The organism is Synechococcus sp. 'PEA 65AY6A-5F PE A', assembly GCF_047462575.1.
In the GTDB taxonomy this organism is placed as follows: domain Bacteria; phylum Cyanobacteriota; class Cyanobacteriia; order Thermostichales; family Thermostichaceae; genus Thermostichus.
In genome coordinates this window covers 41785-55343 of sequence record NZ_JAOALE010000018.1, presented here as the reverse complement: position 1 = coordinate 55343, position 13559 = coordinate 41785, and the positions used below count along the sequence as shown (strand labels likewise).

Genomic DNA, 13559 nt, shown 5'->3' with positions numbered 1-13559 from the left:
TCTCGGAAGCTCCCGTCTACAGCCCGTCAGGGCTTAGCGGGAGAGGATGTCACTGCCACAGAAGAAGTGCTGGGGGCTGGGGTGGCCGGAGCGGTGATCGGCAACGTCACGGCGCCACAGGTGGTAGTTTTGGATCCCAACCAGGTGATCGAGCTGCGCCTCACCCAGGATCTGGCGCTGGTCCCTCAATCCCGCTAGCGGCGCGGGGGTGTCCGTTGCAACAAGACACAGGCGATACAACTTCGTCACCGTCTTTCCATCGGTGAAGCTGGGCGTTGCCTCGATCCCCAACTCCGTATCCCCCCGTACACGGGGGGATATAGGGGGGGCCGGGGTTGGGAGTGAGGGCAAAAGGCTATCTTCTCAGCCAATCCAACAGAGTCGTTCCCCCCAGCCACAGGCCCACCAAAATGGAAGTGGTCAGCAGCCCCGCCGCCACACAGATCAGGGATCCCAAGCTGCACAGGATCCCGTCCTCTTCGAGGAGGCCAAAGGCGGTGACGAAGACCCCCATCGCCGGCAGGGTGTTGGTGCCGGGCACGGGAATGATCATGGAAATACCCATCAAGCTGATCAAGGTGCTCAGCCAGACCTGGCCCAGGCGGCTGGTGCAGACTGGTTGCCAACGGGGGCAGGCAACTTTTTCAATGCGCTGCAACCACGGGATCCCGGCCTGCACCCACTTTTGAAATTGCTTCCGTTCAATGGATGTCTGCAGCACCCATGGCGGCAGCCAGGGGGTGGTTCGCCCCGCCAGCATTTGTAGGGCCAGCAGCAGAATAACCACGCCAAAGGGAGTGGAATAGCCAGGAGCTGGCAGAGGCAGAGCAGAAGGGAAGGAGAGCACCGCCAAAAACAAGCCAAAGCTGCGCTCGCCCGCCAGTTTGAGAATCTCTTCAAGGCGGATGGGTGGGGATCCCTCTGGGTAAGGCTCGGGCTGCTCTGAATGGGCGGGAAGGCAGGCAAATCGGGCCAGCTCTTGCGATAGACGAGCCATAGGGGGGGGCTGCAAACGGTTTGGGAGCCAACGATAGCCTACTGCAAATCCAAGGTTTGTTGGATATCTTGAACAAAGGGGTGGTCTTGGAGGGGTAAGATGAGCGGCGAAGCGCTGGGCAAAAGGTTGGCTAGCGGTAGCCTTGGAGAAGGTCTGGGGAAGCGTGCTCCGCTCAGCAAGGGAATAGGCAGGTTGGGGGGGACGCTGTTGCTGGGATCCCTGTTGGTGGCAGGGCGCGGTGTGGCCTTGGCCGAAGCGCAGTTGGAGGTGGGTACCTCCACCACCTTGCCCCCGCAGGCGGCGCCGCCGGTGTTGCCTCCCCCGCCGGTGGGAGTTCGACAAATTAGAGAGGATACCGATCCTGAGCAAACCGCCGATATGCCCCTTTCCCTTCTGGCCGAGCAGGTGCTGGAGGCGGTGTGCGAAGCGCAAATCGATCCCCAACGGGCCCTGGCCCTCATGCCCGACCTGAGCGAGTCCCACATCCGCGCTGCCTGTCCCAAGCGGCTGGCCCCCCAGTCCCTCCGTAGACGGGGGGATATAGGGGGGGGAGTACAGGCCGGTCAAAGCTTGGCGAAATTGTAGGGAGCGGTGAAATTGTTGTAGCGAATGCGCAGCCGTCCCTGAAAGGCTCGATCCAGCTCCTCCACTTTTTGGGCAAAAGCCGGCTCATCTTCCCAGTTGATGAGAAACGAGCTGTTGTAGGCCATGTTTTCCGTAAGCAGCTCTCCCTCGACGCGATCGCTGGCCAGAGAGCCGAGGGCGGCTGTGAAGGTTTGGGCAATGTGTTGGCGCCGTTGCTCCAGCATTTGCTCCAGAGCCTGCCCAATTTCCACTACTGCATCTAGCCCCAAGGGGGTGCCAGCCATCTCGTCCCGCCGGGCTTTCAGAGCCGGGTTTTCCTCTAGCCCCAATTGGAGCTCTTGCTGGGGATCCCAGAAGACTTTTACCCCCACCTCCCGTTTGCCCTCCAGGCGCTGCAGCAGGGCCAGCAGATCGGCCAGGTGCGGTTTGATCAAATCCTGCTCTACCTGATCCCAGCCGCTCACCACCAGGCCAAATTGCAGCGGCAGCAGGGCGCGGTATCCCTCGCTCATCACGGTTTCTAGGACAGCTTCGTGGGCCAGCAGATTGGCCCGGCTGGCCAAGTAGCGCTCCTGGCGAGCCTGGGAATAGAGAAAGGCCAAAGATCCCAGCACGTGAATCCCCACCGGCTGCTTGTCCAGCCCCACCACATTCAGGTGGCGCGGGCCGGGGGCAGCGACGATCCCGTAGAGATAGAGGGTGCTATTGGGATTTGCCGTTGGCATGGCTGCGAGCATCTCCGATCAACCAGGTGAGGTTGGACTCTTCCGTGTCGATGGCATTGCCATCGGAGGAAATACAGTAGCGACCCATCACCATCTGGTGGCGCAGGGTAACTCCTGCAGCGATTTGGGTGTAGTTGAAGATGAGGCTGCCATCCAGCGTACACCCTTCGTTCAACACACAGCCGTAGCCAATGGCTGTGGGGCCGATGAGCTTCACCCCGTCTGCCAGGTAAGTGCTGGCCCCAATGTAGACCGGCGGCTCGATATGGATGCGATCCCAGTTGGCGCGGATGTTGATCCCCGTCCAGACGCCGGGCCGAATCTGGATCCCGGGCACCTTGACCCCCTTGATCTCGCCGCGCAGCACCTTCTGTACCGCCAGCCAGTAGTCAGGGGTACGGCCAATGTCCACCCACTGGAAGTCGGCCTTGAGGCCGTAGAAGGGGGCGCCGGCTTTCACCAAGGCGGGGAAGAGATCGCTGCCGATGTCATAGGGGCAGCCGGGGGGGATGTAGTCCAGGACTTCTGGCTCGAACACGTAGATGCCGGTGTTGATGGTGTTGCTGAGGGCCTCTTCCTGCCTGGGTTTTTCTTGGAAGGCGGTGACCCGGCCCGTCGCATCGGTTACCACCACGCCATAGCTGGAGACTTGGCTGGGATCCACCTCTCGCAACACCACCGTGGCCAATGCCCCCTTAGATTTGTGAAAGTTGACCACCTGGGTCAGGTTGAGGTCGATCAGGGCATCGCCGCAGAGCACCACGAAGGTGCTGTCGAAAAAACCGGAAAAATCCTGGATCTTGCGCATGCCACCGGCGGATCCCAGGGGTTCGGCCACCGGCTGGCCGTTCTCGAAGTGGCCCTCGAAGGAAAAGCCGATGTGTACTCCCCACTGCTGGCCATCGCGAAAGTAGTCTTCGATCTGGTGAGCGAGGTGGCTGGTGTTGATCATGATTTGGTCGAACCCATGTTCCCGCAGCAGCTCCACCAAGAACTCCATGACCGGCTTGTGCAAAATCGGGATCATCGGCTTGGGCATCATGTAGGTGATGGGCCGTACCCGCGTCCCTTTGCCGGCTGCCAGGATCATGGCTTTCATGCCGTCCTCTCTCCTCCGGGTCTATCGTCTCCTGACTTTATCATCCCAGGATCGGCAGTCTGGATAACAGAAGAGGGTTTTCGCTCTGGGCTGGCCCCCCAGTCCCCCCGTGTACGGGGGGATAGAGGGGGGAATCGCCGCCAAGAGGCCGATCCTCTACAATCGAGGGGAAGCAACGCCCGCAACTGCTCTGCCGCTGTCAAGGCTTTACTCTCTATCTAGCCCTGACAAGAGCAGGGATCCCGGACATCCTTCTATGTCGATGGCTTTCGGCCTCAGCCCCGCCCCGCATCCCGATACCCCAGGTTGCCGTTCCGCCGGCCAGCCGATCACCATTGCCCTGGCCAAGGGAGCCTTGCTGGCCGACGCTATCCGCTGCTTGCAACAGGTGGGGATCGATTTCAGTCGCTTTTTGGATCCCGGCAACCGCCTGCTGCGGATTGAATCGCCCACCCAGCTCAACGGGCAACGCTACGAGGCGCTGCTGGTGCGCAACCACGACGTGCCGGTGTATGTGGAGTACGGCCAGGCCCAACTGGGCATCGTCGGCTACGACGTCTTGCGGGAGCGCTATGCCGGCAGCGAGGTGCGAGTGGCCCACCTGCTGGATCTGAAGTTCGGCCACTGTCGCATGTCGGTGGCTCTTCGCCAAGAAAGTCCCTACACCTCGGCGGCCCAGTTGCCTCCCCATGCCCGCGTGGCTTCCAAGTTTGTCGGCTGCGCCCGCGAGTATTTTGACCGGTTGGATTTGCCGGTGGAAATTATCTCCCTCTACGGCTCAGTGGAACTGGCTCCCATCACCGGCATGGCCGATGCGATTGTGGACTTGGTGGCCACCGGACGTACCCTGAGGGAAAACGGCCTGGTGGAACGGGACTGCCTTTTCGAGAGCACCGCCCGCTTGATCGCCCATCCCACCAGCTACCGCGTCAACCAACAGCCCATCGGCGAGCTGGTGAACCAGATTCGGGAGCGCTGGCTGGGATCCCTGGTGGCGAGTGGCCCGCTTTGAGGGGGCCGCGAGGTCTTTGTAGAAGGGCAGGGGTCGGCAATCCAAGAAGTAGGAAAACGCAGCTACCCGACAGCTCTGCCTGGCCAGGAAACTTCTGCAAGCCCGGCCAAAGAGGGGATCACTATTGCGTACAATAGGGGCATTCGGGCTTATTTTCCCCAGCAGCATTGAGATTAAAACAGGTTTTTCGAGGTTGATTATGCGGTACCGTCCACTACTCGCCATCCTGTTGGCGCTCTGTTTGAGCGTCTTCGCCCTGCCGGCGGAGGCGGCCAAGGCCCCCTTAACCTACGACCAGATCCGCAACACCGGCAAGGCGGCCATATGCCCTTCCGTCTCGGACGATGCCCGCGGCCGCATCGAGGTGCCCAAGGGGGGATCCCTAAAGTTGACAGACGTCTGCTTCCAGCCGGTGCAAATTGAGGTGGAAGAAGAGAAACGGAACGGGGAAAAAGAGTTTATCAAGGCCAAAAACATCATGATCTCGGCAGCCACGCTGGGGCCGATTAAGGCTGAGGTCACCCCCAAAGACGGCGGGTTGGAGCTCAAAGTGGTGGACGGGATCACCTTTCAGCCGACCACCGGTCAGTTGCCCCGCCGCGAGCTGGTGCCATTTTTGTTTAGCGTGAAAGATTTGGTGGCCACAGCTCAGGGCTCCGCCATTGACCCCTCGACCGACTTTGAAGGGGAGTTCTTGGTGCCCGGCTACCACACCAGCACCTTCCTCGACGCGCGCGGGCGCGGCTCTAACACCGGCTACGACACAGCCGTAGGGCTACAGGCGGCCAAGGACGACTTCGCCACCAACCGCAAGGTGGACGAGGTTTCGCGGGGGAAACTGTCGCTGCGCATTGCCCGCGTGGATCCCAGCACGGGAGAGATGGGCGGCTCCTTCGTTAGCATTCAGCAGTCCAGCACCGAGCAAGGGGCACTGGAACCCCGCACCGTCCGTGTCCAGGGCTTGTTCTATGCCCGCCTGGCGCCGGAGTCTTGAAGAGAGCAAATTTTGGGCTTGAGGGGGCAGGGATCCGGTCGATCCCTGCTCACTCCTGTTGATACTCTGTCTGTCTGGGTTTGCCTGTTGGGGAAGAGGGCGGCGATGGCAGGATCCCACAGCGTTTGTTTTGATCGGGCTGCCGACTTTTACGATGCTACCCGCAGCTTTTTCCCCGCTGTAGAGGAAGAGATCGCCGATGCCATCTTGGCGACAGGGGGAGCCACTCCTGAGACCTATTTTCTCGAGGTGGGCATTGGGACTGATTCGGCGTGGCTACTCCTATTGCGGCGTCGATATTTCTAAACGGACGTTAGCTGAGCAGGTGGAAGCCTTCTCAAGGGGCTCATGTGCAGCAGGTAGCGGCGGCAGGTAGGTGTCTGCGCATCCACCCAGAGCCAGGCAAGTCTTGTAGGAAGGGTTTTCTTGTGGACATTGCGGCTGGAGGGGTGACGCCGACCTGAACGGTGCAAAGGTTACCGCCCTTTTGGGGCGTTCTATAAACCAGCCCCCCTGCCCCGCGTATACGGGGGGGTTCGGGGCTTGCTTGCTCTCTAAGCGAGCATGCTTCAGGGCTACTGTTCGCGTCAGCCGGACGGAGTCCTTCAACCCCATCCGCTTACGCGGGGCCGCACTTCTCTGGCTCGGCCTGCCCTCAACTTCCCAGACCTTCAGGGTAACCTTGCTAAGATTTCCATGGCAGGGATCCCGGGCTATGCAAGGCGTACTGCTGATCCTTTACATGTTGTTTGTCAGTGGCCTGATTGCCGTTGTCGGGGATCGGGTCGGGTATCGGATTGGCAAAAAGCGCCTCACCTGGTTTAACCTGCGTCCCCGCCACACGGCCGTTTTGGTAGCCGTGATTACCGGCCTGAGCATCTCGGCGCTGACCTTGGGCACGCTGCTGCTCCTCAACCGCTCTCTTTCGGAAGCCCTGTTCAGCTACACCAACCAAATTGCCCAGGCAGAGCAGGAGCTGCGGGCCCTCAACCGCCAGAAAGCTCTGCTGGAAGCGGAGAATGCCACTCTCAGAGCCGAGCGAGACCGCCTCAAGCTGGATCTCGACCAATTTCGCAGTCAGCAATCGGCAGCCCAGACACGCCTGAGCGAAGTCCGGGATCAACTGGCTATGGCGCTACAAGAGCGGCAAGAGGCGGAGGCGAAGCTGGCGGCAGCCAACGAGCAACTGGCCCAAGTGCAGCCCGGCCTGGAGCGGGCCCAGGCGGAGTTGGAGGCGGTGAAGGCAGAGGTGGAGGCGGCCCGAAAGATGATTGCCGATCTGGAGTCGCAAAAGCAGGCTCTGCAACTGGATCGGGATCAACTGGAGCGCTCTCTGGATACGGCGCAGACGGCCCTGAGCCAACTGGAAACTCAAAAAAAGCAGCTTGAGCAGGAGATCGCGCAGCTCAACCAGTTAGCGGTGCGGCTGCGGCGGGGAGAGCTGGCCATTCTGGCGGGAGAAGTCCTGGCTACAGGAGTTGTGCAAACGCCAGCAGGGGCAGACCCGGCGGCAGTCCGGCGGCAGTTTGAGCGAGTTTTGGCCCAGGCAGAACAGCGGGCCCTTGCCCTCGGCTCCCGGCCCATCCCCCCTCTGGAGAACGCCATCCTCATCCGCCGCGAGGAGGCCGACCAAGCTCTGGAAAAGTTGAAGGAACCTGGTAGCTGGGCAGTGCGCATCCTCTCCCTCACCAATCGGCTTAAGGGAGAGCCTGTGCCTGTGCTGGTGGAGATTTACCCCAACCAGCGCATCTTCGCCAGGGGATCCGTGCTGGCGCAGGGTGTAATCCAGCCAGGCTTGAGCGAGAACGAAATCCAACAGCGGCTGCTGGAGCTCCTCAACCAGGCCAATCAGCGCTCCCAGGCAGAAGGCCTCCTCTCAGATCCCATCACCGGCACTGTCGGAGAATTCTCGCAGGTGAAGTTCTTGGAAGTTGTGCAGCATCTCCGCCAGAGCACTACCCCCCTGGATGTGAAGCTGGTTGCTGACACCGACATCTACACGGCGGGGCCGCTGCGGGTGAGTTTCCTGATGGCGGAGGCCTCTGGCCAGCAGGGCACCACCCCCGTTCAGCAGGCGGGGCAGATTGGGGGATGAGGGATCCACTCCATCTGGGCGGGCTGGAAGAGGGGCGAGTGCTGATGGGTTTTGACCCGGGGCGGGACAAGTGCGGCCTTGCCGTGGTGCAAGTTCAGCCGGCGTGGCAGGTCTTGCATCGGGAGGTGGTCTCAGCCGGGGAGGCCTTAGCCAGGTTGCAGGCCCTCTGGCAGCAGTTTGGGGCGGAGCGGCTCATCCTGGGAAATCAGACAACGGCGCGAGGCTGGAAACGGCAACTGGAGTCGCTCCTCCCACCCCAACAGATTGTTCTGGTGGACGAGAGGCACAGCTCAGAAGAAGCCCGGCGGCGCTACTGGGATTTTTACCCACCGCGGGGATGGGAGCGGCTGTTGCCCAAGGGGATGCGGGTGCCGGACAAGGCTTACGATGATCTGGTGGCCCTGATTCTGGTGGAGCGGTACTGGCGTGGGCAAGCAAGGGCTGAGCCGACGTGAATTTCTGTACGGGCTCCTGCTGGGGCTGGCGGTGGCCGGCTGTGGCGGGCCTAGGGGCTCTCTGCCCCTCATTCTCGCCCTTAAACAGGGGATCCCGGCCAGCTTGGTGAACGAGTTTCGCCGCCGCACCCAGGTTCGCTTTCGGCTGCAACTGTTGGACGAGCGGGCCCAGTTGCTGGCCTACCTGCAGCAGAGCGTCCAGCCGCCTGAGCCGGCCTGGTGGGAGCCGGGGAGATGGTTCCGGCGACAGCCGCCAGCAGCGGCCCTGAGCCTGTTGGGAGCTGACGCCTTGGATCGGGCCATTGCTGCCGGTTGGCTGGATCCCTTGCCACCTGACCTCTTGGGAGAACGGTGGCAGCACTTGGATCGCCGCTGGCAGGCTGCTGCCCGGCGAGAGGGGCAGATCTGGGGCGTGCCCTGGCGCTGGGGGGTAACGGCCATTGCCTACCGCCGCGACCGGGTGAGCGACCCCATCCGGGACTGGGCGGATCTGTGGCGGCCTGAGCTGGCCGGCAAACTCACCCTGCCAGATCACCCCCGGGAGGTGATCGGGCTCGTCCTCAAAAAGCTGGGCCGCTCCTACAACGATCCCCTCGATCCCGAAGAGGCCGAACTGCGGCGAGAGCTGGGATCCCTGCACCGCCAGGTTCTGGCCTATACTTCCGCCGACTACTTGCCCATGTTGCGCCTGGCCGATAGCTGGGTGGCTGTGGGCTGGTCGCAGGATCTCTATGCCACCCAGGCCAACTACCCCGAGCTGGAGGTGGCGATCCCGGCTTCGGGATCCGCCATCTGGTGGGATGTCTGGGTGCGGCCGCATAGAGCTCACAACGCTCCCCCAGAGCTGGAAGGATCCCTGCTGGCCGACTGGATTGACTTCGTCCTAACCCCAGAGTTCGCCCCCCGCCTGGTGAACTTGAGCGGGATCCCTTCGGTTTGGCCGCTGGATTTGGCCCAACTCTCTCCTCGGCTGCGTCGCAGGGCTGACTTTCAGCCTTCTACCTGGGAGCGCGCCGAGATTTGGCGGCCTCTGAGCCCCGCCGAAGCCGAGTCCTACCTCCGCCTCTGGGACCAGATGCGGCGCGGCCTCTTGTAGCCCGGCTTTTTCCGACCCCGGCGGCCAAGGTGTGAGAACCGGCAAGTCTAGGGAGGCAACCAGGACCCTCTACTTGTCCTTTTTGCTCTTTTTGCCCGCTTTGGGTGTCTCCGCGACGGCCTGTTCCAGTTGCAAGCCAGCAGGGTCTGTGGCCGCCTCTGCAGAAGGCTCAACCGCCTCAGGGATCCCAGACGCCTCTGCTTCTACAGAAGGGAGAGCTGCCTGCGGCTCTGTTGCAACCTCCCCCTCAGCTTTCGCATCGACAGGAGGCTCAACTGCCTCGGGGATCGCGGATCCCTCTGGCTTCTCGGCCTCAAACTCCGTCTCCGGCACCCCTGCCCTAGCCGACTCAGACCTCTCCTGCCGGTCTTCACCCTCAGAGCGGGGCGAGAGGGTGGGCGGTTCGGTGGGGTTGCCTTCGCTATCGACCCAGTTGACCGTGGTTTGGGACTTCAGCCAGGCCATCACCTTGTTGGCGAGCAGATCTTCGTGGACTGCTTGGCGGACTCGCTCCCGATCCAGCTTCTGCCCTTGCTGCGCATAGGCCGCCATCACCTCTTCCACCTCGACTTCCAATTCGTTGGGGCCTACGGCAATCTGCTCCTGCCGGACGATAGCGCTCAGAGCCAAGGTGCGCCGCAGCCGGTTGATGGCCTCGGGCCGGTGGCGCTCCATCAACTGGTTGAGAGTTTCCGGCGGCAGTTGGGACAAGAACTTGCGGATCTCTCCCGGCGTGACCCCTTGCTGCTGCTGCAGCGACTGAAGGCTTCGGGCCAGCAGTTGTGTCGTTTCTTGCTCGACTAGGGTCTCCGGCAGATCCACCTCGGTGGTTTCCAAGATGGCATTGAGGATGGCCGTCTCCAGGTTCTCCTCAGATTGCCGCAGGGCATCTTGCTCGAGGCGCTTTTGCAGGTGTTCCCGCAGTTCGGCCACCGTCTGAAACTCGCTGATCTCCTGCACAAAGGCGTCATCCAGCTCCGGCAGCTCTTTGGTCTTGATCTCTTTGAGGCAGACGGTGAACGTAACCGTTTTCCCGGCCAACTCTTTTCTGAAGTAATCGTCGGGGAAAGTAGCTGTGATCTCCTTGGTTTGGTCGAGCTGCATGCCGACCACGCCCGCCACAAAACCAGGGATGAAGTTCTCCTCTTTGAGCTCCAACTGAAAGTCCTGGGCGGCGATTTCCTCCAGAGGATTGCCCTCGGCATCGCGGGCTTGAAAATCGATCACCACCACATCCCCCAACTGGGCGGGCCGATCCTCCACCGGCAAGAGGGTGGCCCGCTGATCCCGCCACCGGTCGATGAGCTGGTCGATCTGTTCGGGCTTGACGGTGACGCGGGTGGCCGTGACGGTCAGGCCCTTGTATTGGCCGACACGGGCTTCGGGGTACACCTCCACATACCCCGAGAAGCTGAAGTCGGCCTCCGGGTTGAAGCGATCCAGAAGCTGCTCCACCTTGTCGTCCAGCTCGAAGCGGCTGATGGGATGCAGTTGGGTGTCCTTGAGCGCCTGTTGGATGGCCTCGTTGATCAGGTCATCGACGGCACTGGCCATGACGCGCTCGCGGCCCACCTGGCGTATCACCAGGTTGCGGGGAGCTTTGCCCTTGCGAAATCCGGGGATCTGGATATTCCGCTCCAGTTGGCGCAAGGTTTTTTCGTAGGAGCGCTTAACCTGGTCGGCTTCTACCACGATCTTGAGGCCAACCCGGCTGCCAGGACGTTTTTCTTGTGTGACCTGCATAGGAAGTGATGGGCTAGTGGAAGAGGCAAGCAGGATTTCAATTTTACCCCAACTGCTTGGAGATCGACGGGATCCATTCGGAACAGTTCTAGGCAGGGGATCCCTCTGTGGTGACTTCCTTAACGTCCTGAATGTCTTCCTGGGGCTCGGCACGCTTGCTGGGGGGCAGTTGCTTGACTTTGGCTTCCAGCTCCACCACCATTTCCTTCAGCTCGCTAATGGTGACTTCCTTTTCTTGCAACTGCCGATTTTTCTCGCGGGCTTCGATGCTGAATTGGAGACGCATCCAGAGGCTATAGAGCCAGGCAAGGGCGGCCCCGATCCCGGCAGAGGCCAACAGTTCGATCGCCAGCGGGCTTTCAACGCTGACGCCGGGGGCAAAGGTAATCGTGACCGGGCTGGCGTTTTGCATGGCGAAAAGAGCGATTCCCAGGAGGGCCGAGAACAGGATCAGGTAGTTGAACAGTCGCATGCTTTTCTCCTCAGAGGGATCCACGACGGCTTGCCAGCACCAGAATACCCACAAACGGGGGTTGATTTGTTGGCCCAAGAGATCTCAGAAGAACCAGCCATAGCTGTGTAAGCCTTTGCCCAGAAAGTTCACCCCCAGATAACACACCCAAACCACCCCAAAGCCCAAGCTGGCCAAGAGAGCGGGGCGCTTGCCCTGCCAGCCTTTGGTGATGCGGGCGTGCAAATAGGCGGCAAAGACCAACCAGGTGATCAAGGCCCAGGTTTCTTTGGGATCCCAGCTCCAGTAGGTGCCCCAGGCTTCGTTGGCCCAGACGGCGCCGGCAATGATGCCGATGGTCAGCAGCGGGAACCCCAGCCCGATTAGCCGGTAGCTGGTGTTGTCTAAGATTTCCGCCAGGCTCAGCCGTTGCAGCGGGATCCCTTCGGGTGCCGGTTGGGGAGGGGGTTCAGCCGGTCGGGGGGAGCGGATCCCGGCGTAGACCAGTTCTGCAGCGGGCGATGGCAGGGTGGCTTCTGTCCATTCGGGGTGGGTTGCAGGCTGGGAGGGTCCAAATTGCAGGCCGAGGGAGTTGCCCTTTAACTGAACTTCCTGGCCGCGGGTGACGATGAGAAAAGCGATGGCCAAAAGGGATCCCACCAAGAGGGCTGCATAGGCCAGAAGCATCACCGTTACATGCATCATCAGCCAGTTGGATTGCAAAGCCGGCACCAGTGGCTGGGCCTCCTGCATATCTGCCGGCAGGGCCAGGGCGGCAAAGGCCACAACGCCCGTCGCCAGCGGGGCGGTCGTCACCCCCACCCAACGGCTACGAGTCCAGTGGAGAGCCAGCAGATGCAAGGCGGTGATCCCCCAGGCCAAGAAAAACAAAGACTCGTACAAGTTACTCAAGGGGAAATAGCCGGCATCGATCCAGCGGGCCGTCAGCAGGGCGGCGATCGTCAAGTTCGCCCCGATCATCCCCGCCAAGCCCAGCTCCGACAGAAGCTGCACCTGGGGAAACGCTGCCCCGCCCCAATAAAACAGCATGGCCCCTAAGCAAACGGCAAAGGCCACGTTGTTGAGCAAAGCCTGCCACTGAGCTAGATCCAGGCCTGCAAGGGCCGTTATCGCCAACACAGCCATACCTGACCTCAGAAGTTCTCCTGACCTGGCTTGGGCCAGACCGCTGATCCCATTCTAGGGCGGGGGAGGGGATCTTCCCCAAAGGACACATGCTGGTAATGTGGGGATGGCTTATCTGCAGCTCGGCAGGATACCGAAAGTGTTGGGATGTGAGGCTCATGCAAAGACACGCGGGAAAGGCCAGAACCTGGAGATGGGGATGGTGGATGGCTCTGGTGGCGGCTCTTGTGCTGGTCGCTTGCGCTGGATCCCCGCTTGAACAGCCCCAGGAACAGCTACCTCAGCTCGAGCGGGTACCGGTGCCGCCGGAGATCGCCAAGCTGGATGCCTACTTGGAGCACTGCCGTCCGCGAGTACAGATCCTCAGCCCCCAACCCGGAGAGGTGTTGTCGGAGCGGCAAGTAACCGTTCGCTTTGCGGTGCAGGGGTACCCGCTCTTTAAAGATCCGCAACTGGGCCTTGGCCCCCATCTGCACGTGGTGCTGGACAACCGGCCCTACATCGCCCATTACGACGCCGATGCTCCTCTCGTTTTCGAAGATTTGGAGCCGGGATCCCATACTCTGCGGGTGTTTGCCGGCAAGCCCTGGCACGAGAGCTTTAAAAACTCCGAGGCCTACGCCCAGGTCAGCTTCCACGTGCTCGCCTCCACACCGGAATATGTGCCGCAACCGCAGTTGCCCCTGCTCACCTACAACCAGCCCAGCGGCAGCTACGGTGCCGAGCCGATCTTGGTGGATTTTTGGCTGGCCAACGCCCCGGTGCGCGAAAGTTTGCTGACCGACATGCCGCGGGATTGGCGCATCCGCTACACCCTCAACGGCCAGTCCGGCCTGCTGGATCGCTGGGAGTCTTTTTACTTGAAGGGCTTGAGGCCCGGTCGCAACGTGATGGTGGTGGAGCTGGTGGACAGCAAAGGGGATCCCATCCGCAATGTGTTCAACAGCGCTGCCCGCGAGATCACCTACACCCCCGGGGGCCAAGACACGCTCTCCAAGCTGATCCGCGGCGAGCTGAAAGCGGAAGAGGCCCTGGCCATTGTGCAGCCTCAGCCCACGCCGACCCCAACACCCACCCCGACGCCGACACCCACCCCGACGCCGACACCCACCCCGACGCCGACGCCCACCCCGACGCCGACGCCCACCCCGACGCCGACGC

The 13559-nt window shown here is 61.6% G+C and carries 14 protein-coding genes and 1 pseudogene; 9 read left to right on the top strand and 6 right to left on the bottom strand.

The features are described 5' to 3' along the window. Positions 1–198: pseudogene (locus GG26_RS07815) on the top strand (hypothetical protein); the annotation flags it as partial. 157 nt (positions 199–355) lie between these two features. Here GG26_RS07815 and GG26_RS07810 read toward each other — a convergent pair. Further along, on the bottom strand, positions 356–997 hold the full coding sequence (locus GG26_RS07810) for an exopolysaccharide biosynthesis protein (RefSeq protein ID WP_414389796.1): 642 nt from the start codon (positions 995–997) through the stop codon (positions 356–358). Between the two features lie 192 nt (positions 998–1189). Here GG26_RS07810 and GG26_RS07805 point away from each other — a divergent pair, with 192 nt between their 5' ends. Next, complete coding sequence (locus tag GG26_RS07805; RefSeq protein ID WP_041438250.1) at positions 1190–1582, top strand: hypothetical protein; 393 nt, start codon at positions 1190–1192, stop codon at positions 1580–1582. Here GG26_RS07805 and GG26_RS07800 read toward each other — a convergent pair. Then, positions 1561–2307, bottom strand: a complete 747-nt coding sequence (locus GG26_RS07800) for a GvpL/GvpF family gas vesicle protein (RefSeq protein WP_041438253.1) — start codon at positions 2305–2307, stop codon at positions 1561–1563. The genes GG26_RS07805 and GG26_RS07800 overlap by 22 nt on opposite strands. Next, on the bottom strand, positions 2285–3406 hold the full coding sequence (locus tag GG26_RS07795; protein WP_011430095.1) for a sugar phosphate nucleotidyltransferase: 1122 nt from the start codon (positions 3404–3406) through the stop codon (positions 2285–2287). The genes GG26_RS07800 and GG26_RS07795 overlap by 23 nt, the downstream gene beginning before the upstream one ends. A 262-nt stretch (positions 3407–3668) precedes the next feature. On the opposite strand from GG26_RS07795, the gene hisG reads away from it, so the two are divergent. From hisG to GG26_RS07765, 6 genes are all read left to right on the top strand, one after another. Next, entirely contained in the window at positions 3669–4418 is a 750-nt protein-coding gene (gene hisG, locus GG26_RS07790) for an ATP phosphoribosyltransferase (protein WP_011430096.1), read from the top strand. Between the two features lie 199 nt (positions 4419–4617). Further along, positions 4618–5412: a photosystem II manganese-stabilizing polypeptide gene (locus GG26_RS07785; protein WP_011430097.1), complete on the top strand. Its 795-nt coding sequence runs from the start codon at positions 4618–4620 to the stop codon at positions 5410–5412. A 105-nt stretch (positions 5413–5517) separates the two neighbouring features. Beyond that, positions 5518–5718, top strand: coding sequence for a hypothetical protein (locus GG26_RS07780; protein WP_099812186.1), 201 nt, complete (start codon positions 5518–5520; stop codon positions 5716–5718). 409 nt (positions 5719–6127) lie between these two features. Further along, complete coding sequence (locus GG26_RS07775) at positions 6128–7507, top strand: DUF3084 domain-containing protein (RefSeq protein WP_414389792.1); 1380 nt, start codon at positions 6128–6130, stop codon at positions 7505–7507. Beyond that, positions 7504–7962 (top strand): Holliday junction resolvase RuvX, encoded by a 459-nt coding sequence (locus tag GG26_RS07770; RefSeq protein WP_049749742.1) that lies wholly within the window; start codon positions 7504–7506, stop codon positions 7960–7962. The genes GG26_RS07775 and GG26_RS07770 overlap by 4 nt, the downstream gene beginning before the upstream one ends. Next, positions 7934–9058: an extracellular solute-binding protein gene (locus GG26_RS07765; protein ID WP_414389789.1), complete on the top strand. Its 1125-nt coding sequence runs from the start codon at positions 7934–7936 to the stop codon at positions 9056–9058. Before GG26_RS07770 ends, GG26_RS07765 begins: the two co-directional genes overlap by 29 nt. Before the next feature lie 69 nt (positions 9059–9127). Here GG26_RS07765 and tig read toward each other — a convergent pair whose 3' ends face one another. The 3 genes from tig to ccsB all read right to left on the bottom strand — a co-directional run bounded on the left by tig (position 9128) and on the right by ccsB (position 12365). Further along, on the bottom strand, positions 9128–10801 hold the full coding sequence (gene tig / locus GG26_RS07760) for a trigger factor (protein WP_011430102.1): 1674 nt from the start codon (positions 10799–10801) through the stop codon (positions 9128–9130). Positions 10802–10889: 88 nt separating this feature from the next. Next, positions 10890–11273, bottom strand: a complete 384-nt coding sequence (locus tag GG26_RS07755) for a lipopolysaccharide assembly LapA domain-containing protein (RefSeq protein ID WP_011430103.1) — start codon at positions 11271–11273, stop codon at positions 10890–10892. A gap of 84 nt (positions 11274–11357) precedes the next feature. Beyond that, positions 11358–12365, bottom strand: a complete 1008-nt coding sequence (gene ccsB / locus GG26_RS07750) for a c-type cytochrome biogenesis protein CcsB (RefSeq protein WP_041438997.1) — start codon at positions 12363–12365, stop codon at positions 11358–11360. Positions 12366–12604: 239 nt separating this feature from the next. On the opposite strand from ccsB, the gene GG26_RS07745 reads away from it, so the two are divergent. Further along, on the top strand, positions 12605–13559 hold a 955-nt coding region (locus GG26_RS07745; RefSeq protein ID WP_414389786.1), incomplete at its 3' end, for a hypothetical protein.